A 17,577-nucleotide genomic window follows, 5' to 3' on the forward strand; every position below is an offset into this window, starting at 1 on the left:
AAACTACCAGTAACATACTATAGTAGAAAAGAAGCATTGCTGCGTGGATGGAAAGGTATCTAGAAGTTCTCGGTGATATAATCAGGGCAAACTAGCAACATTGAGTTTCAAACTCATCATACAAAGTTAATCATTGATAAAAAAACATTATGAAACAGAAATAAAAAAGTACAGCTCCTAATTGATAGGAGCTGTACTTTTTTACATTTGAACTGCCTTTTTCTTTCTGGATAGAGTTAACGTATTAGAAGCTCTGCGAAATGGCTGGAAAGAGAATCCGCCCTGAAAGTGTTTTGGTTCATAAGCTACCATAAAAGCACTTGGATCTAGTTCAGAGATTTGTTTGGATAGTTTGCTTTGTTGTTTCCGATGGGCAGTAATAGATAAGATTAGTCTTTCTCCTTCCATACCTTCTCCAAACCATGCTGTAACCCCATATCCTGCTTCTCTTAATTGTTGAACAAGATGTACATTTTCTTTTTTTGTGATTACAGAAATACTTAAATACCCTAATGCTAGTTTTTCCTCTAATTTCATTCCTAAAAATAGTCCAACTCCATAACTGACACAGTAAACGATCAAATTAATAGGTTGATCCAAATTGTCCAATACAATTTTAAATCCAATCACATAGACTAATACATCCACAGCGCTGAGCAAGGCTGCCATAAATTGATATCCTTTAATCGTCAAGATTGTTCGTACGGTTAACATGGATACATAAACGAGTTGCAAAACAACAATGAGCAGCAATGTAGTGATCATAGGTCATCCTTCTTTTCTAATAAAATGCTGTCTTGATCCTTTTAGAGGCATATCCGTCCGTATAAGATGATATGAGTGCAAAAAATAACAGATATCTCCTCATTTCGTAAGGAATCATTCATTTAGACGAGAAGATTATATATCTGGTGATTCATGTTTCGCAATAGGTTTTCGCAAAGTTTTTTTGATTTCACTATTGAATTATTTTATGGATAACTGCAATATCATAAACTTTGTTGTTTGGAGAAAACGGATGGGAAAGTGGAGGAGATTTTGTTTATAACAAATGACTTGAGTTAGACCTGAAGTTCTCAAGTCCATTCCTATGGTTACATATTTGTTTTTTCCATTTATATCATGGTACTCATAAGGATTGTTTACCTTACATCAAAGATTCGAATAATTGGTTGAGTCTTCATTTATTCATTTTCTATTTATCGAATGTATGGACAATAAACAAATAATATTACTATTTGTTTGTTATGCAGTGGTCGATTCTACACCAAATGGAGAGTAATCATGAACGATAAAAATATTCAAAATTTAACTGGCAACATCCGGAATACACTACATTTCCAATTTTCAATTTCGTGGCAAATGCTCGAAATTCACCTTACTGATCTTGAAGACAAGGAGTATCTTTGGCGGCCAAGCTCAAAGGGGCTTCATGTTTTTAATGAATCAGAAGTTTGGTGTGCAGATTGGCCAGAATCAGAAGCATACGATATTGGACCAGCGAGTATTGCTTGGTTAACATGGCATATCACTTTTTGGTGGTCCATGGTTCTTGACCATTCTTTTGGAAATAAAACGTTAGCCCGTAAGGATGTTAGTTGTACTGGGAACATAAAAGAAACAAAAGAAAGAATAATTCATTTGCGCAATGAATGGGAAATTGCTTTGTCTGAGTTGTCAGAGAATGAATTTCTTTCTAGTGAACGAACAAGATGGCCTTTTATCGATAAACCGTTTCATGAGCTAGTAGCATGGCTAAATCTTGAACTGATGAAGAATGCTGCGGAAATCGGTTATTGTCGGTTCCTTTATGCCTCTCAACAAAAATGATCAGCACAAAGCACAATCATCTTTGAAAGTACGCTTTTCATTTACTTTTATTATGGGATTTTGGACTTTTCTAATGGGTTACAGGATAAAAAGAAAAATGCTTGGTCCATGAAATATAGGATCAAGCATTTTTTGATGCGATTATTTTATAACAGAGCGAAGTAGGGATAATCGGATAAAGAGCCTGAACAGGCTCTTTAAGTAAGTTAGGAAGGCAAAGTCCAATATTCACGGTGCAACTGTTTTACATGTTCTTCCATTACTTTTTTGTGATTCAATAAAACATTTGTTGGTAAAGATTCTACACCAAGCTGGAAAGGAACTTCGGTTACTTTGCTTTGCAGTTCATTGAGTGCTTCGATAACTCTTAAGGTATAGAAAGGAACATAAGCGGAGCTGTAACCACCTTCATAACAGACAACCAATCACCCGGAAAAGTGTTTATCTGCTATTTGTTTTCCTTTGTTTGCAATTTGATAGAATCCATCAGCATTCATCATCATATGAGTGAGTGGATTAAAACACTAGGGTCTTGTCCAGCAAGTAACAATGTAATTTTTTTGTGACTTTGTTCTGCTAGTACTAGAAATATTGTCCACTAGAAAAAGAAGGATTTATTTTTTTCTCTTTTTTTATTCGGATCAGGGCTAAATTTTAAGTAAGATATTAATGCTCCCATTCCTAGCAGTGAAAATACGATAAAAAGCAACAAGCCTGTCCAATGTACTCCTAACCACTTGTAACTTGGAACATTTTCAAATATCAATTCCAATAAACCACTAAACAATACAGCAGGAAATCCGAAGATAGTAATGAGTACAACCAAGCGGTTTGTTTTTAGATTGGTATGGTTTTCAAAGATTTGTTCGAGTTCGGAAATAGACTCATATAATTCTTGTAGCCTAGATTGTAGGGTCCACCGTTTTTCAAGTGTTTCGCGGAATAGTTGTAAGTGGTAATCAGAAGAAGAAAACATGGTTGTCAAGATGGTGTAACGAATTTTTATCTTATTGGAACTAATCCAATGATTAATTTCTAACAATTTACGATTCGATAATGTTTGTTTGTGAGCGAGCCATTGGAGTACTTTCGACATCATTTGAGTGCAATCTTCATGCACCATTTGAAATAGTTCAACTTGTTCTACGACGTTTTGTACTTCTTTTTGATAGATAGTGAGGTCTAATGGTTCTGTATTCCAATCATCTAATAAAAAAACCCCATGTTCGTGAACAATCGCATAACCAAATGGTGTCTCAAGAAAATCAAAAGAGCTTTCAGGTGGCAATGGATAAATGGGTGGTATGACTCCATCTTGAAACTGGGATGCACAATTGGCTAAATAGCGCTGCATTGTGGGAGACGTGACTAGGACTTGTTGTTGCCCAAGGGAATTCCATTTGGCTGCGGATAGATGTTTTTCCTTGCTCCAGATCGGTTTACATTCATATATTCGACAAGATGCTCCGATTGTACCATCCGATAAAAAGGGGTTCACCATGATGGTTTTTGCTGGATTGTACAGTTCCCAAATGATATCAACCACATCAGACCATTTTACTTTGGTGTGCTCTTTTACATGCTGTTTGCATTTTGGAGCCGTTATGGTTTGAAATTTCCCGTTTTGGTCATGCCATTTACAATCGACAGGTCGTGTACCACCCCAACGTTTGTTTTCTAATGCTTCTAATTTGATCCATAAATCTTTTAGATGAACATTTTGTCCTTGTGCGACTTGGATGACGATATCTCTGCCTGTGCCATTTAACTCTGGACGATAAATAGCAAAGAACTGAAATCCAGATTCGAGCCATGTTCGTTCTTTATCATGAATGAGAAATGATTTGAGTAAACCAATATAGGTATTTTCGGTTGTGATGAAGGCATCTACTAGAATGGTTTTTGTGGAGTTTTTGATAGGAAGTTCTAACTGGGTGATGGTTGCTTGTTTAATACTTAGTTCGTATTTTTGATATTCCTTTTTCAAATATAGCAAGGCACGATTGTATTCTTCAATGTGATTGGAATTCGGTATTTCGTAAGGAAGTACTTGATCCATCATGAGGGAGATTGCTAAATAGATACAAGCCTGAAGACCTTCCGTGACGTGAGATTCGTCTATGATCGTAAACATTTTTCCATCCTCACTGATTTGCTCTTCGAGGAGAAAAAACGAATGTGCTAAAGCGCTGTGCAGGCATCCCCAAGACTCAAATGGTTTTCCTGTTGTTTTTACATCATCGAGTTCCCAACGGATCGTATAGTCAATCCACTCGAATGGAAAATCTTTTCTGTCTACTCCGTGATGTCGGCAATAAAACATAATAAAAGTTAAACAAGCATCTAAAGATAAGTCCTCAAAGAAAAAAGAGTATTCCTGAAAAGGCTTATTGTGTAGTAGATGTAATTCTTCTAAGTGATATAACATCTCTGTTGTAGATTCAAATCCGTCGTTCTGAAAATGACAAATGAGTTTATTTTGATAATAAGAAAATAGTTCGTTGCCAAAGAATACTTCGTTATCATTCTTTGGGATTTTGTTGGGCTTGTATTGAATGGTAACATCCTGCAACTCATTATACAGTTGTTGCAAACAATCGATAAGTTGCAATGGTCCACACCCTTTATATAAAAATTTTTACTTATAAAATAATTGTATCAAAAGGGGATATGTTTTCAAATAACAAAAAAGCCCGGTAAATGATGAATAAATCATCATGATCGGGCATGTTTTCATTCGGTCGAAAGAGCAATGCGGGAAAATAACTCTACTCCAATGGCTATTAAATCTTCATGGAAATCGTAGTTTTTTTGATGTGGAGCAGTAGGGGCAGGAGGTGGTCCAGAGATGCCCATATAGACAGCTTGCCCTCCTTGTTCTTGAACTTTATTTAACATATATATTGCATCTTCTGATCCTGCGCGGATCGTCATTTCTGGAATAAAAGTTACCTTTTGTTTTATTTGATCTACTTTTTCTCCGATTAATGGAATGAGATCGCGACTAGATGTGCCATGATCTCCTTCACCGGCCAATCGCCAATTGCAAGTGACATCATACATTTGAGCGGATGCATGTAAGATGTTCACTGCTTGCTCTCGCATATAATGATTTATTTCTGTTGTCTCTCCTCGTGTCTCCAATTTCATTGTCGCTTCATCTGCAATGACATTTCGACCTGATTCTGCGATAAGGGTACCCACATTGATACGAGATGCTCCACCACTATGGCGAGGGATTGTGTTGAGCTGAACAGTAGCAGTAGCTGCTGCTAGTAGAGCATTTTTACCTAGCTCAGGTGTTGCCCCTGCGTGCGATGCTTTTCCATGAAAGGTTGCATCTATTTTGGTAGTAGCAAGAAAGCCATGAATAGCACCCGCTACTTGAAAGTTATCATTTGGGAAAAGATGCGCGCAAAATAATTGATCCACTTGATCTAACCAACCTGCTTCAACCACCGCTTTTGCTCCTCGACATCCTTCTTCAGCAGGTTGGAAAAGGAGACGAACTTCTCCAGATAGCTCTGTCTGATAGTGAGCGAGTATCTCAGCAACTCCAAGACCAATCGTTGTATGACCATCATGCCCACAACCATGCATCAAGCCGGGATGTGTGGATGCAAAGTTTTCTTGAAATGCCCGATGATCAGAAGAATTACTTTCCGTTAATTCGATACAGTCAATATCAAAGCGCATGGCGATTGTTGGCCCAGGTCTATTTGTTTTTAAAACACCGACTACTCCTGTATAACCGCCAACCATTTTTTCTATCCATCGAGGATTTGCGCCTTCGGTTATGGCCCTTTGTTCGCAAAGGGCTAGTTCTTCTAATGAAGGAACTCCCATACGAGCCGAAGACTTACAAACAGTAGGTCCGACATGAACTTCATAACAACCCAACTGTTGTAAGTAATCTGCAATAATAGCGGAAGTTCGATATTCGGTCCATCCAGCCTCTGGATGACGATGGAGATCACGACGAATAGAAGTCCATTTAGGAGCTAATTGATTGATGTGTTTTTGTAGATGCATAGAGTCACCCTTCTATTCATTCAAAGTATACGTTTTTGCTAAATCTTTTAGTGTTTGGTCTGGTTTGATGAAAAAGCCAAGCGCAGAAGGAAAACTTCCTTCACCAAATCCAAATGATTAAAGACATAAGAGACCATGCCATACCTGTTAATAGAGTAAATAAAGACTACATAATAACAAAGACAATCAAGATGTTACGAGATCAAATTGATCTGCAAATATCCACCAACCAATTGCATAATAGCATAACTTAGAAAAAATGCACTAAGAATCCAACCTGTTTGGATTCAGTAAGTGAAAATTCTTTGCAATTGGGATGACAGCAGTAAGTTAAAGTTCGTGTGAAATTGGAAATGTCCTAAATGCTTCGCACAGAATATGGTTACATCGAGATATGTTGCAATAGATAATAAGAATGAATTTGATTTTCTGAGTGAACAGGGGCATGTTACGGTGGTCCCCTGCTTACATCTAGTAGAGTGTGTGAGTTTTGAAAATTTATTTTAGATAACTTTTACCCTCTATTTTGTTTAAATATGACAGCAGTACCAAGCAACGCGGAAGCTGGCACGAAAATATCTCCCTCCTCCGTTTCTACTACTGGTAACCCATTTCCTTCCATATATTTTCGTGTAGCCAAGATATCATGCACCGCAACTGCATATCCGACAAACCCTGGTAAAGATGGTGCCGTTTCACCTGGCAAAATAATGTTTAGACCAGACTCAGGAACAATTGTTATGTGTGCACCATTAAGATCAAAAATACGTTTGATACCCTTCGTTTGTGCATCTAGACCTAAATAGCGCCGATAGCGTTTGGTGAAATCATCAAGCTCAGCATCTGCGACGCAAAGGACAACTTCCACAAGCTCAATCGCTCCATTCGGATGATTCATATGGGATTGTGACTTCAAAATATGTAATGGTGGATTTTCAGCAATGGCCAATCGACCTTCGGGAACATATTCTCCATCCATTTCTATGTAATGTAAAGGAACCAGCTGCTTTCCGTTCATAGTTTCTACAGGGCGTTGAGTGGAATTCACACCACTATGTTTGACGCCATCTTGATTGAGTTGGGCAGCAGATGCTTCTGCATCAGGTGTACAAAAGCACAGGATATGTGTTCCTTCATAACGTGATAAGCATTTAGAAATTTTGGAAACAGTTCGACGAATATTTTCAAGAATGCGAGGAAGTACAGTTGGTGGAGCGTGGAGAGGTATAAGGTTCGCATGGGGAGGAATTTGTTTTTCCTTATCCACTATCGTTACAATCTCGATAAAATTATGAAGAAATGTAGCATGTGTATTTGCTGCACCAAATGGTTTGGGGATCTCGCCTTCTTTTTCAGCCATTGTTGGATAAGATGGGTTAGGACATATGAAACCAAGTTTGCGATACAACTCTAGAGCAACTCCTATATCAGTAACAACATGACCTACATGATGAATATGGTTGATTTTATCGCTCATTGTGCTCACTCCGCATTTATTTATTTTATTTTTTCGTGATAGTCACAAAAGATTAAAGATGTTTGTTTTAAATAATTACCATCATTGTTGAAAATAAGAAATATGGTATCGAATTAAACTCTACACTTCATCTATCTCGTAAAAGAAAGCCACTCCATGGATAGTAGCTTTCTTTTTTTGTGTTTGTTACTTTTGTAATCCATTCACGATAGTATCAATGTTCCATTTCATCATTTCCAGATAAGTGTCTCCATCTTTACCAGGACCGCCAAGCGAATCAGTGAAAATCGTTCCGACAATAGGAACTTTTGTTTCTTTGGATACGGTTTCCATGCTGCGTCTATCTACGCTTGTTTCTACAAATAGCGCTGGAATACTATTTGTAGCAATCAAATTCACTACGTGCCGGATTTGATCAGGAGTCCCTTGATTTTCGGAGTTGATTTCCCAAATGTATCCTGTTCTGATACCATACGCTTTCCCGAAGTATTTAAAAGCTCCTTCGCTGGATATCAAAAATCGTTTATTTTCCGGCAATTGTTGAATTCGACGATGGGTTCCATCGTGGAGTTTTTGAAGTTCTGCTATATACTTTGTTGCATTCGCGGTATAGATAGCTTTGTTTTTTGGATCTTCTTTGATGAGTGCATTTTTGATGTTCTCCGCATACTTGATGCCATTTGCAATATTCATCCAAGCATGGGGATCAGGTTCTTTCTCTAGGCCCTTTGTTTCCAAATAGATTGGCTGTACACCTTGGCTTACTTTATAAACTGGTGCATCCTTCCCGTCTTTCCCCGCTGTTTGCAATAGTTTTTTAAACCAAGAGTTTCCTTCTTCCAAGTTTAGCCCGTTGTAAAAAATGACATGAGCGTCTGACATTTCCATTACGTCTTTTGGTAAAGGATCATATTCATGCGGATTTGCACCAATGGGAACCATACTGTGAATGGTTACTTTGTCGCCCCCAATTTGTTTTGCTATATCATAAATGATCGAGTAAGTGGTCACTATTTTTAATTTGCCTTGGTTGTTGTCATCTGCAGAATTTGTGCATGCTGTTACGAAAAACAAACATAGCATGAGAAAAGCATATAAGATTTGATTTCGTTTCATTCCGTTCCCTCCTCGTTTAAGTGATACTTGTCTTTCTTTTTAGAGTTCTCCAAAGTAATCCTTGTGATGGAGAGAATAGAAAAGCAAGTGTGAATAAAAATGCTGCTACAATGACAATGGTTGCACCAGAAGCGAGATTGTAAGAAAAACTAAAGTATAGTCCGACTAGAGATGAAAAAGCTCCTATTCCTGCTGATAAGTAGAGCATGATCCACAATCGATTGGTTAACAGATAAGCAGTTGCTGCTGGTGTAATTAACATGGCTACAACCAAAACGATGCCTACTGTTTGCAGGGATGCAACGGTCACCATGGTTAACAAGATCATTAAGCAGTAATGAATCCATTTCACTTGTAATCCATAAGCTTGTGCCATGGTAGGGTCAAAAGTAGAAACGAGTAATTCTTTATAAAACAGATAAACAAGGGCAATGATGATAGCTCCAATGATCATTGTCAGCCACATATCAGAAGTTCTGACAGATAGTACATTTCCAAATAAGATATGATACAAATCCGCACTACTTTTCATAAAAGTAATAAGAATGATTCCAACTGCAAACACAGAAGTAAACATAATGCCAATCGCCATATCATGTTTAATACGGCTGTTTTGACTGATAAATCCAATTCCGATTGCCGTTAGAACCCCTGTTACAACGGCTCCGATAAAGAAATTGATGCCAAGCATATACGAAACAGCTACGCCTGGAAGCACAGCATGAGAGATGGCATCTCCCATTAATGCCATTCCTCGTAGAATGATAAAACATCCGATCACTCCACAAATCACTCCAACCATGATAGAGGTAAACAGTGCTTTTTGTAAAAAATCATAGCGTGTAAGGGCGTTGATGAAATCTAGTAGTTTCATGAGACAGGTACCTCCTTCGGTCTATTCAAGAAAACACGATGATGAACATACGCTTTGGAAAGAATAGAAGGATCAAGAACCTCTGCTGCATGTCCATAGTGAATCACATTTTTATTCAGTAAAAGTAGATCATCAAAATAGGATTCAGCCTTACCGAGGTCATGGTGGACAACAGCAATCGTTTTTCCTTCATAACATAATTCTTTTAGGATTTGAATGATCATTCCTTCGCTTGTTACATCGATTCCTACAAATGGTTCATCTAGAAAGAAAATGTCTGCTCTTTGGGCTAATGCTCTGGCTAAGAAAACTCGCTGTTGTTGTCCTCCAGACAGTTCTCCAATTTGACGATTTTTGTACTCTTCCATTCCTACTTTTGTTAAGCACGTCAGTGCCCAATCACGATGTTTTTTATTTGGTTTTTTTATCAAACCTAAGGAAGGATAAGTACCAATCAATACAACATCTAACACGGTAATAGGAAAATCCCAATCAATATCATTTCGTTGTGGGACATAAGCGATAAATTTTCTTGTACTTTGAATAGAAGAATCGAGTATACGGATCTTTCCACTATCATTTGGTATCAATCCCAAAATAGCTTTTAAAAGAGTTGATTTTCCAGCTCCATTGGGCCCAATAATACCTAACATTCTCCCTTTTTGAAGATCAAAAGAAACGTCCTGTACGACTTGTTTACCTTGAAAAGATACATACAAATTACTTACATCCACAGCGTTTGCCATTTGTTTCGTATCTCCTCTCTTTTTTTCTTTAGTAAAAAAAATTGGACGAGCGCAACTTGATAACAAAAAAATATAATAGTTTGCCAAGGGAAAAATTTTTTCTTCAATCAAATTATATTAATATTTCACGGTTTTGTAAACTAAAACCTGCTCATCGGTTTCAGGAGTTGTATGTTTTCTTAAAGCAATAAACCAACCGTTTTTTGGTTGGTTTATTGGCTTGTTTCGCGAGATGGAGCATGTCGTTATGGGAATTTGATAAATTCAATTGCGAATTATATTCATGTCCATATTAGTTAAGAAAAAAATATACAGGCAGTTGGTTTGTGTTATATCCGCTTTCACAAATATAGATTTAGATCATAGAGTTATGCAATATTCTTATTCCTATTTAAACATTGGTCATTTGGTTTTCATTCCAGAAATGATTTGTTTTAAATGCCTCTACCATGGTTTTGAAAGCATAATAAACATAATTCCAATGGGCAAAACGGTTGCAATGATACCAAAGACCGCCCAAAAGAACGAAACGCGCTTATATTCTGCTTCTACTTGATTATTCTCTATTAATTGTGCACTGATTTGAATCATTTTTCTTTGTAAAGGAATGAGAAGGAAGAGCCATAACGCACCAGTAATACCAAATAAGATAAGAGATAGAGTTAACCAATTGAATCCTGACATGGGTAAGTGAGCTTTTACTGCCATAACTAATCCGGATACTAAGATGAGAATGGTACCAGGGAGGGTGAAAACATAATCTGCAAGCATAACATTTTTAACCGTATTGTGTATGATAGTTGGATTTTTTTTCCTATCGGCTCGTATTTTCCAAAAAGCAGTGACAATAAAATTACCAATGGACAGCAGAGCACCTGTTAAATGAAGGAATAACCATCCTGTCATTTTACTCACATCCTTTTTTTAAAATGTTGTTGGTTTCATTACAAAGGGATGAGTAGGATGAAGATAACTTTATTTTGGTAAGCCGTAACACAATTTGTTCATCCCTTTCTATCTGGTTCTTTATTCAATCTATACGATAAGGAATGAGGGTATATTAAAATTATACATACAGACCATCGGTTTGTAAATGGTTTATTTTTTTCTGGGTATTACTTTGGCTCAATTAGGAATAGAGACAAAAAGTGTAGATAGGTAGAAGGAAAAGAGATATTTAATAGGGCTATATTCATTCAAAACGTTTCTTTTTTTCCTTCGATAATCTAATGATTTATTTGATATAATCATACAGGGATTCAGTTGATTTGTAGGTAATAGATAGTATGAGATATCATGAGGATTGACACGCTATAAAAAGAGATCGTTGTTATATCAGGAGGAAGCTTAATGAAGATATATGTTGTTTATGATAGTGAAGGTGGACATACCGAATCGTTGGCTAAAGCTGTTGCACAAGGTGCGAGTAATGTAGAAGGTGCAGAAGTACATATTCAACATGTAAATGATGCTGATGTTTATCAAATGGTCGATATGGATGCCATTATATGGGGATGCCCGGGTCATTTTGGCACCATCAGTGCAGGTTTAAAAACGTGGATCGATAAATTAGGTTATTTGTGGGCGGAAGGTAAGTTGATTAATAAAATAGGTGGAGTTTTTTGTACTACGGCTACACAGCATGGTGGTTTAGAAGCTACATTGCTTAATCTGATTACTCCCATGTTACATCAAGGTATGATCGTAGTAGGACTTCCTGCTGATGTTCCAGAAAACGCACTCTATGGCTCCTATTATGGTGTGGGCATAACTTGCCCTGTCGAAGATACTCCAGGTGTGGTATCCACTTTAACAGCAAATGATACCGCTTTAGGTCGGGCGCTTGGAAAAAGAATCGCAGAAGTGACAAAACAATTTGTAGAAAATGAGTCTACGGAAGGAAGTATTGGCTCATGATTATATCTATTATCTGTTTTGCTATTGCTGTAATCCTTTTAATTCTTCTTGTTGTAGTCAATGTTCGTGCTCAATCTAGTCGTCGGAAAGAGATTGCATCAGTAAAAGAGCATACAGAAAAACAGGAGTCCATACTGGAAACCATAAAAGAAGAGCAAGATGCTGGTGAATCTACGATACAAAAAGTAGCAGAAGAGGTAGCAGAAGAAGAAAAGATATCAGAAGAACAGAGAATATCAGAAACAAATACTTCTATTGATGAAGAAGTTGATTTAATAGAAAAAGAAGAGTCGGTTGTGAAAGACGATCAGGATACAAAGCCATTTAAGATTGAAGATAGTAGCTATCGTGAGGCACTAAAGAAATTTCAAGCAAAGAAACCTGAATTAGCAAAAAAGAAAACACAAATCTCTGATTCTGATTATCGTAATGCATTAAAAGCGATGCAGAAAAGAGAGAAATAAAAATAAAAGACGTCAAGGTCAGTGCCTCTGGCGTCTTTTTTACAGCATTTTTTCTAAAAATTGTCGTGCGCGTTGTGTTCTTGGATTGGAGAAAAACTCGCTTGGTGGCAGGTTTTCTGTTAATTTGCCTTTATCTAGAAAACAGATCCGGTCAGCTGCTTCTCTGGCGAATCCCATTTCATGGGTCACGATGACCATGGTGATGCCAGTATGCGCTAGGCTGCGTATAACTTCTAGAACCTCTTTTACCATTTCAGGATCAAGAGCAGAAGTTGGTTCGTCAAATAATAGGATGGCTGGTTTCATCGCCAGTGATCTGGCAATTGCTACACGTTGTTGTTGTCCACCAGATAGTCGTGATGGATAAGTATCCGCTTTATCAGCTAGATCTACTCGTTCGAGGAGCTCAAATGCTTTAGAATTTGCTACTTTTTTCGGGATATTTTTTACTTTCACGGGTGCATAAATCATATTTTGCAGCACAGTCATATGTGGAAAAAGATGAAAGTGTTGAAATACCATCCCGATATTTTGTCTTATTTGTAAAATATTTACATTTTCTGAGGTTACTTCTTGGTCTTGAATGTAAATGATACCCGAATCAGGTTTTTCTAATAAATTTAAACACCAGAGGAGAGTAGATTTACCTGATCCAGATGGACCTATAATGGCGCATACTTCTCCAGATGAAATAGTTAGCGAAACATCTGTTAATACTTTTACTTCTCCAAATGACTTGGATACATTTTGTATTTTAATCACTACGTCGCAACCTCCTCTCAAGCTTACGAGCTAACCATGTTAAAGACATGATCATTCCATAATAAATAAGTCCTGCGAATAATAGCGGTTCAAAATAAACATATTTTTCCGATGCTACAATATTTGCTCGGCGGAGTAGATCTGTAGCACCAATAGTAGAAACCAAGGCGGAGTCTTTTAAAAGTGCTATGCTTTCATTCACTAAGGCAGGTAAAATGTTTTTGAAAGCTTGAGGTAAAATGATATCTATCATCATTTTATGATACGGAATTCCCAAAGCCATTGCTGCTTCTCTTTGTCCTCGATCTACTGCTTCAATCCCAGCACGAATGGTTTCTGATATATAGGCTGCACGAATTTAAAGTAAAGGTGATTTGTCTAGTTTGTTTATATCAAAAGGCGATTCCCACAGATGAACGAACCCTTTTGCAAGACAAACGATCCCTTTGCCCAAAGGATCGTTTTACTCACTAAACGTATCATTTTTAAGGTATCCCGTATTGATAACTTCTGCATGAACGCGAACAATAAGAATATCTTGAGCTAGTGGGGTTTTCATTATTTGTTTCCACATTTTTGTATCTTTCTGATAGGTGTGGAATCGCAACCGAAATATATCTACATCTCTCTTTTTTCCGTACTCATAAGTGGAAATCACTTCATCTCTAATTTTTTTTTCAAGCATTCTTTCTATTTTTTCAGCTGGTACAGTTACGTCTGTTTGGACTAATTCAGCTTTTAGATCAATGTCAATAATATGATTTGTTTTTCCGGTTTTTTCGAACGTGGTTTGAATGTTTAATTTTGGCTTTCGAGCCGTTAGCGTCAGGAACTCTTTTTTATTTTTAGACAAATAAATGGGTGTATCTACTGTCTGTTCACTAACCCAACGAAGGCCTTTTAATTGGTCTAAAGAAAAGGAATGGGTAGGTTTTGATTTTTGTAAAGTGTAAGCACCACTTACATAAAGTTGGGGAATATCTTTTTTTTCATTTCTCCATGTTTTTTTCGTTATCGCTAGGGTAGGAATGATGGCCAAATTATCTGGTTCGTTGATTTGGCTAGAGAAGCGATGAATTCGAATAGGTGGAATAAAAGAGTCTTGCTTATAGACTTCCTTTGGTTGATTGTAAATAGAATAGTATGGTGTCTTTGTAAGAAATTGAGAAACAGAAAGCACTTTATCTAACGATTCATTTGTAGCAAACAACCAAGGAGTTAATCTTGTAGAGCGTGAACGGAAAATTTGATCTGTCACCACTTTTTTCTTATCTTTTAAGATCCCAGGTCCAAATATAAATGTATTGAGATGCCCAAAACTCATGGTATCGGATGACGATCGGAGTTTATATAGGGCATTTTCCAATATCGGATCTTTGCTTTTTCCTATCCACAGATTATCCGTTTCTTGTGGGGTCCCGCTTTTGTCTCCTCCAGCTATTGTCGCATAATTCATTATTTGACCATTGACTTCATACTGTCCATCTTTATAATCCACTCCCAACGCATAAATAAAGAGCATATCTTGTATACGACGACCATCGCATGCGCAGCAGAGTAAACATAGACACAAAATGAAACATATGACTTTATTCATTCCTTTGTTCCCTCCTCAGAGGTAGTGTTATCTTTTGTTTTTAACATGGACGGACGTTGATCAATTTTTTTCCATGAAGGTCGAAATACCGTTCGAATAAAGTCTTTTGGATAAAAAGGAGAGACGGGAGCAAGGTAAGGGACTCCAAAGCTCTTTAATTGAGATAAGTAAAGAACTACAACAAATAAAGCCAGTACAAATCCAAAAATCCCAAGAAAAGCAGATAAAAACAACAGAAATAATCGAATTAAACTAATCATGCCTACAACAGATTGATTGATAAGCGTAGAACTTGCTACAAAAGACATAGCAATAACTACGACGGTACTTGGACTGGTGAGACCTGAACGAATAGCAGCATCTCCAACTATCAATCCTCCAACTACAGATAGGGTCTGTCCAACTTGAATGGGTAGTCGCAGTCCAGCTTCTCGGAAAATTTCAAACACCAAGAGCATCAATATGGTTTCGATCGGAATGGGAAATGGAATTCCCTTCCGTGACAACATCAAGGTAGAGAGTAAACTAATTGGTATTTGATTTGGATGGAAATAGGTAATAGCAGTCCAAAAAGCAGGCAATAGAAGAGAGATTAACAACCCACATAGTCTTAAAATATACTGCATGCTATTCACGATCACCATACTATGTATATCTTCGCTACTTTTTAAAAGCGAAGTTAAGCTTGTTGGTGCGACAGGTACAGTAGGATTGCCATCGACAATTAAACAAAACCGTCCATGATTTAAATAGGATGATATAAAATCTGGTCTACTTGTATAATCAAATAACGGTAGAAGTCGAATAGAAGAGGATCTATCCATCAACTCTTGTAGTTGCTGGCTAGTAGTAAGAGTATCAATCTGGATGTTGGATAAGCTCTTAGTTACTTCTTCGAGCATTTCAGGCTGGATCACATCTTCGATGTACATCAATGCTACTTTTGTTTTGGATCTCGTTCCGATTTGATATATTTTACATTTCAAAGAACCAGACTTGATTCGCTTACGGATAAGTGCAACGTTTGTAGTTAGACTTTCAGTAAACCCATCTCTTGATCCACGAATAGCAGTTTCAGAAGGTGTTTCTTCTGGTTGTCGCTGGGGTATTTTTGCGATATCAAAACAAAAAGCATGATCCATTCCGTCGATTAAGCAAATTAAGTAGCCTTCAAATAAGTATTCGATAACTGATATATCATCGTTGCTGATTCTTATCGTTGATAGTGGCAACGAAGAAGGATCAAAATTAGCTGCTCCCACCCATTTATATATCTCATGAAAAATTTCTTGATTCATGCGTTGTGTGTCTATTAAGCCATCACAATAAATGAAAGTAGAAGATCGATCTTGAGATTCGGTTTGTATTCGTTTGGTGACGAATTTTACATCTCCGCAATCTTCCAGTTGTTCTTTTATTGCATTTACATTTTTACTAAGTTGGTTAACAAATGTTTTTGGTGGATGAGTACTTTTCTTGTCCTTTGAACTGTCAGGTTTTTGTGGTGTTTTCTTCATGTTTACCATTCCTAGAATTATTTCGATATTTATTCCAAACACATATCAGCAGCAAAAACAAAAAAATGAAAGATGTCAAAAGCAAGGATAGCGGTAGAAAATAGTTAGCAGTAATACTCCAAAACGGGCTATCCCCAATTGGTATTTTCATCGAACAAAAAATTACCAATACGATGGCACTAAGCACCCATACTCTCGTTTTTTTCTTATTGATCTGCAAAATAGCTAAAATCAAATAGAGTTCAAGGGATATGCGTATAAAAGATCCTACCCACCATTGATAAATGGACAGAAAATCAACATGTTCGACTAATGGGCCTAAGGTGAGCAGCCTCCATTGCTCATATGCAGGATAGCGCAGTTGACTTGAAGTAATAGGGCCAAACTCCGTTATTGAGCCAATGACAGGACCGAGTGTGATCATAATAAGAACACTACCTGTAATCCACAGTGTCTTTCGGTTTATTTTGTTTTTCAGGTTTTGTTGAAAAAAAAGAATCGCAATAAATTCCATCCAGCCTGAGAAAGCATATATGATTCCCTTCCAGATCGGAGGAAATCCATGTTGCATAATAGGGAAAAGCAAACTGTAATCTTTCATTGGAATATTTCCGCTCATCACAAATACTCCTAAAAGGATCACAATGGGTACTAACAAGCCGCTTGCAATCACAAGAGTTTCTAAACCTAAATAAGCACAAAATGCACATACCACAATCGTAAATAGAGCAATAATCCAAGAAGGTGTACCAGGCAGATAGGCCGTATTTGTCCAGCGGATGGTGTCATAAAAACTGATATAAATCCCAATGAGCAGGTTTAACAGAAATAGAATAGTGACTAGCCAGTAAACAACTGGATGTGTGTTCTCTTTTAACCATGTATATAAATTTTCTTGTTTCGTTTGTTTCATGATGAAATATATTCCACTTATGATGAGAGCAAGAAAAATAACACCACCAATGAGAACGGAAACCCATGAGTCACGTTGGGCGACTCCTAGAATAGCTGGAAGGATAATAACATGACAGGTGATTCCTACATAGGCTAAAAAAAGAAAGAATACTTGTAAATCATTGATTACCTTGGTTTTACTCATTTTTTAACCTCGAAAGTAAGACTTTTCTTATGGTTAAGGTTTGTAAAAAATAAGATGTCTATACACTACTTTCCTGATTATGCATAACAATATGTATTTCGGTGAACTTTACCAATGAGTGTTGAAACTGCGTTTCTGATGGAGGT

At 37.1% G+C, this 17,577-nt stretch carries 16 protein-coding genes and 1 pseudogene; 3 read left to right on the forward strand and 14 right to left on the reverse strand.

Features of this window, described 5'->3' with window-relative positions:
- Positions 1-201 precede the first annotated feature (201 nt).
- Positions 202-765, reverse strand: coding sequence for a DUF2179 domain-containing protein (locus A3GQ_RS24680; protein WP_051271952.1), 564 nt, complete (start codon positions 763-765; stop codon positions 202-204).
- A 519-nt stretch (positions 766-1,284) separates the two neighbouring features.
- Here A3GQ_RS24680 and A3GQ_RS0116815 point away from each other — a divergent pair.
- The gene (locus A3GQ_RS0116815; RefSeq protein ID WP_028778062.1) at positions 1,285-1,830 is read left to right on the forward strand and encodes a DinB family protein; all 546 of its coding nucleotides are present in this window, start codon (positions 1,285-1,287) and stop codon (positions 1,828-1,830) included.
- A 206-nt stretch (positions 1,831-2,036) separates the two neighbouring features.
- Here the strand turns inward: A3GQ_RS0116815 and A3GQ_RS0116820 are convergent, their stop codons facing one another.
- From A3GQ_RS0116820 to A3GQ_RS0116855, 8 genes are all read right to left on the reverse strand, one after another.
- Positions 2,037-2,255, reverse strand: coding sequence for a hypothetical protein (locus A3GQ_RS0116820; protein WP_028778063.1), 219 nt, complete (start codon positions 2,253-2,255; stop codon positions 2,037-2,039).
- A gap of 173 nt (positions 2,256-2,428) precedes the next feature.
- The gene (locus A3GQ_RS0116825; protein WP_028778064.1) at positions 2,429-4,441 is read right to left on the reverse strand and encodes a magnesium transporter CorA family protein; all 2,013 of its coding nucleotides are present in this window, start codon (positions 4,439-4,441) and stop codon (positions 2,429-2,431) included.
- A gap of 122 nt (positions 4,442-4,563) precedes the next feature.
- Positions 4,564-5,862 carry an amidohydrolase gene (locus A3GQ_RS0116830; protein ID WP_028778065.1) on the reverse strand — a complete coding sequence of 433 codons (1,299 nt, stop codon included), beginning with the start codon at positions 5,860-5,862 and terminating at the stop codon, positions 4,564-4,566.
- 514 nt (positions 5,863-6,376) lie between these two features.
- Positions 6,377-7,339 carry a VOC family protein gene (locus tag A3GQ_RS0116835; protein ID WP_028778066.1) on the reverse strand — a complete coding sequence of 321 codons (963 nt, stop codon included), beginning with the start codon at positions 7,337-7,339 and terminating at the stop codon, positions 6,377-6,379.
- A 186-nt stretch (positions 7,340-7,525) separates the two neighbouring features.
- The gene (locus A3GQ_RS0116840) at positions 7,526-8,422 is read right to left on the reverse strand and encodes a metal ABC transporter substrate-binding protein (RefSeq protein ID WP_425423387.1); all 897 of its coding nucleotides are present in this window, start codon (positions 8,420-8,422) and stop codon (positions 7,526-7,528) included.
- A gap of 49 nt (positions 8,423-8,471) precedes the next feature.
- Positions 8,472-9,329 (reverse strand): metal ABC transporter permease, encoded by an 858-nt coding sequence (locus A3GQ_RS0116845; protein WP_028778068.1) that lies wholly within the window; start codon positions 9,327-9,329, stop codon positions 8,472-8,474.
- Entirely contained in the window at positions 9,326-10,075 is a 750-nt protein-coding gene (locus A3GQ_RS0116850; protein ID WP_028778069.1) for a metal ABC transporter ATP-binding protein, read from the reverse strand. The genes A3GQ_RS0116845 and A3GQ_RS0116850 overlap by 4 nt, the downstream gene beginning before the upstream one ends.
- Positions 10,076-10,519: 444 nt before the next feature.
- Positions 10,520-10,981, reverse strand: a complete 462-nt coding sequence (locus A3GQ_RS0116855) for a DUF2269 family protein (RefSeq protein ID WP_028778070.1) — start codon at positions 10,979-10,981, stop codon at positions 10,520-10,522.
- Positions 10,982-11,425: 444 nt separating this feature from the next.
- On the opposite strand from A3GQ_RS0116855, the gene A3GQ_RS0116860 reads away from it, so the two are divergent.
- Both A3GQ_RS0116860 and A3GQ_RS24685 read left to right on the forward strand, forming a co-directional pair.
- Entirely contained in the window at positions 11,426-11,992 is a 567-nt protein-coding gene (locus A3GQ_RS0116860) for an NAD(P)H-dependent oxidoreductase (protein WP_028778071.1), read from the forward strand.
- On the forward strand, positions 11,989-12,456 hold the full coding sequence (locus A3GQ_RS24685; protein ID WP_037465290.1) for a hypothetical protein: 468 nt from the start codon (positions 11,989-11,991) through the stop codon (positions 12,454-12,456). The genes A3GQ_RS0116860 and A3GQ_RS24685 overlap by 4 nt, the downstream gene beginning before the upstream one ends.
- Before the next feature lie 39 nt (positions 12,457-12,495).
- On the opposite strand, the gene A3GQ_RS0116870 is transcribed toward A3GQ_RS24685, so the two are convergent.
- The 5 genes and pseudogenes from A3GQ_RS0116870 to A3GQ_RS24700 form a co-directional block, all read right to left on the reverse strand.
- Positions 12,496-13,218: an amino acid ABC transporter ATP-binding protein gene (locus A3GQ_RS0116870; RefSeq protein WP_028778072.1), complete on the reverse strand. Its 723-nt coding sequence runs from the start codon at positions 13,216-13,218 to the stop codon at positions 12,496-12,498.
- Positions 13,211-13,592, reverse strand: a pseudogene (locus A3GQ_RS24690) (amino acid ABC transporter permease); the annotation flags it as partial. The gene A3GQ_RS0116870 and the pseudogene A3GQ_RS24690, both read right to left, overlap by 8 nt.
- 89 nt (positions 13,593-13,681) lie before the next feature.
- Complete coding sequence (locus A3GQ_RS0116880; protein WP_028778073.1) at positions 13,682-14,815, reverse strand: Ger(x)C family spore germination protein; 1,134 nt, start codon at positions 14,813-14,815, stop codon at positions 13,682-13,684.
- Entirely contained in the window at positions 14,812-16,332 is a 1,521-nt protein-coding gene (locus A3GQ_RS24695) for a spore germination protein (RefSeq protein ID WP_051271955.1), read from the reverse strand. The genes A3GQ_RS0116880 and A3GQ_RS24695 overlap by 4 nt, the downstream gene beginning before the upstream one ends.
- Positions 16,307-17,431 (reverse strand): GerAB/ArcD/ProY family transporter, encoded by a 1,125-nt coding sequence (locus tag A3GQ_RS24700; protein WP_051271958.1) that lies wholly within the window; start codon positions 17,429-17,431, stop codon positions 16,307-16,309. Before A3GQ_RS24700 ends, A3GQ_RS24695 begins: the two co-directional genes overlap by 26 nt.
- Positions 17,432-17,577 lie beyond the last annotated feature (146 nt).

It is taken from the genome of Shimazuella kribbensis DSM 45090, from assembly GCF_000428065.1.
Taxonomy (GTDB): Bacteria; Bacillota; Bacilli; order Thermoactinomycetales; family Thermoactinomycetaceae; genus Shimazuella; species Shimazuella kribbensis.

Coding starts and splice junctions, on each gene's coding strand:
- A3GQ_RS0116850 (WP_028778069.1), bottom strand. CDS start 10,075: ATGGCAAACGCTGTGGATGTAAGTAATTTGTATGTATCTTTTCAAGGT.
- A3GQ_RS24700 (WP_051271958.1), bottom strand. CDS start 17,431: ATGAGTAAAACCAAGGTAATCAATGATTTACAAGTATTCTTTCTTTTT.
- A3GQ_RS24680 (WP_051271952.1), bottom strand. CDS start 765: ATGATCACTACATTGCTGCTCATTGTTGTTTTGCAACTCGTTTATGTA.
- A3GQ_RS0116880 (WP_028778073.1), bottom strand. CDS start 14,815: ATGAATAAAGTCATATGTTTCATTTTGTGTCTATGTTTACTCTGCTGC.
- A3GQ_RS0116855 (WP_028778070.1), bottom strand. CDS start 10,981: ATGACAGGATGGTTATTCCTTCATTTAACAGGTGCTCTGCTGTCCATT.
- A3GQ_RS24695 (WP_051271955.1), bottom strand. CDS start 16,332: ATGAAGAAAACACCACAAAAACCTGACAGTTCAAAGGACAAGAAAAGT.
- A3GQ_RS0116840 (WP_425423387.1), bottom strand. CDS start 8,422: ATGCTATGTTTGTTTTTCGTAACAGCATGCACAAATTCTGCAGATGAC.
- A3GQ_RS0116830 (WP_028778065.1), bottom strand. CDS start 5,862: ATGCATCTACAAAAACACATCAATCAATTAGCTCCTAAATGGACTTCT.
- A3GQ_RS24685 (WP_037465290.1), top strand. CDS start 11,989: ATGATTATATCTATTATCTGTTTTGCTATTGCTGTAATCCTTTTAATT.
- A3GQ_RS0116860 (WP_028778071.1), top strand. CDS start 11,426: ATGAAGATATATGTTGTTTATGATAGTGAAGGTGGACATACCGAATCG.
- A3GQ_RS0116845 (WP_028778068.1), bottom strand. CDS start 9,329: ATGAAACTACTAGATTTCATCAACGCCCTTACACGCTATGATTTTTTA.
- A3GQ_RS0116835 (WP_028778066.1), bottom strand. CDS start 7,339: ATGAGCGATAAAATCAACCATATTCATCATGTAGGTCATGTTGTTACT.
- A3GQ_RS0116815 (WP_028778062.1), top strand. CDS start 1,285: ATGAACGATAAAAATATTCAAAATTTAACTGGCAACATCCGGAATACA.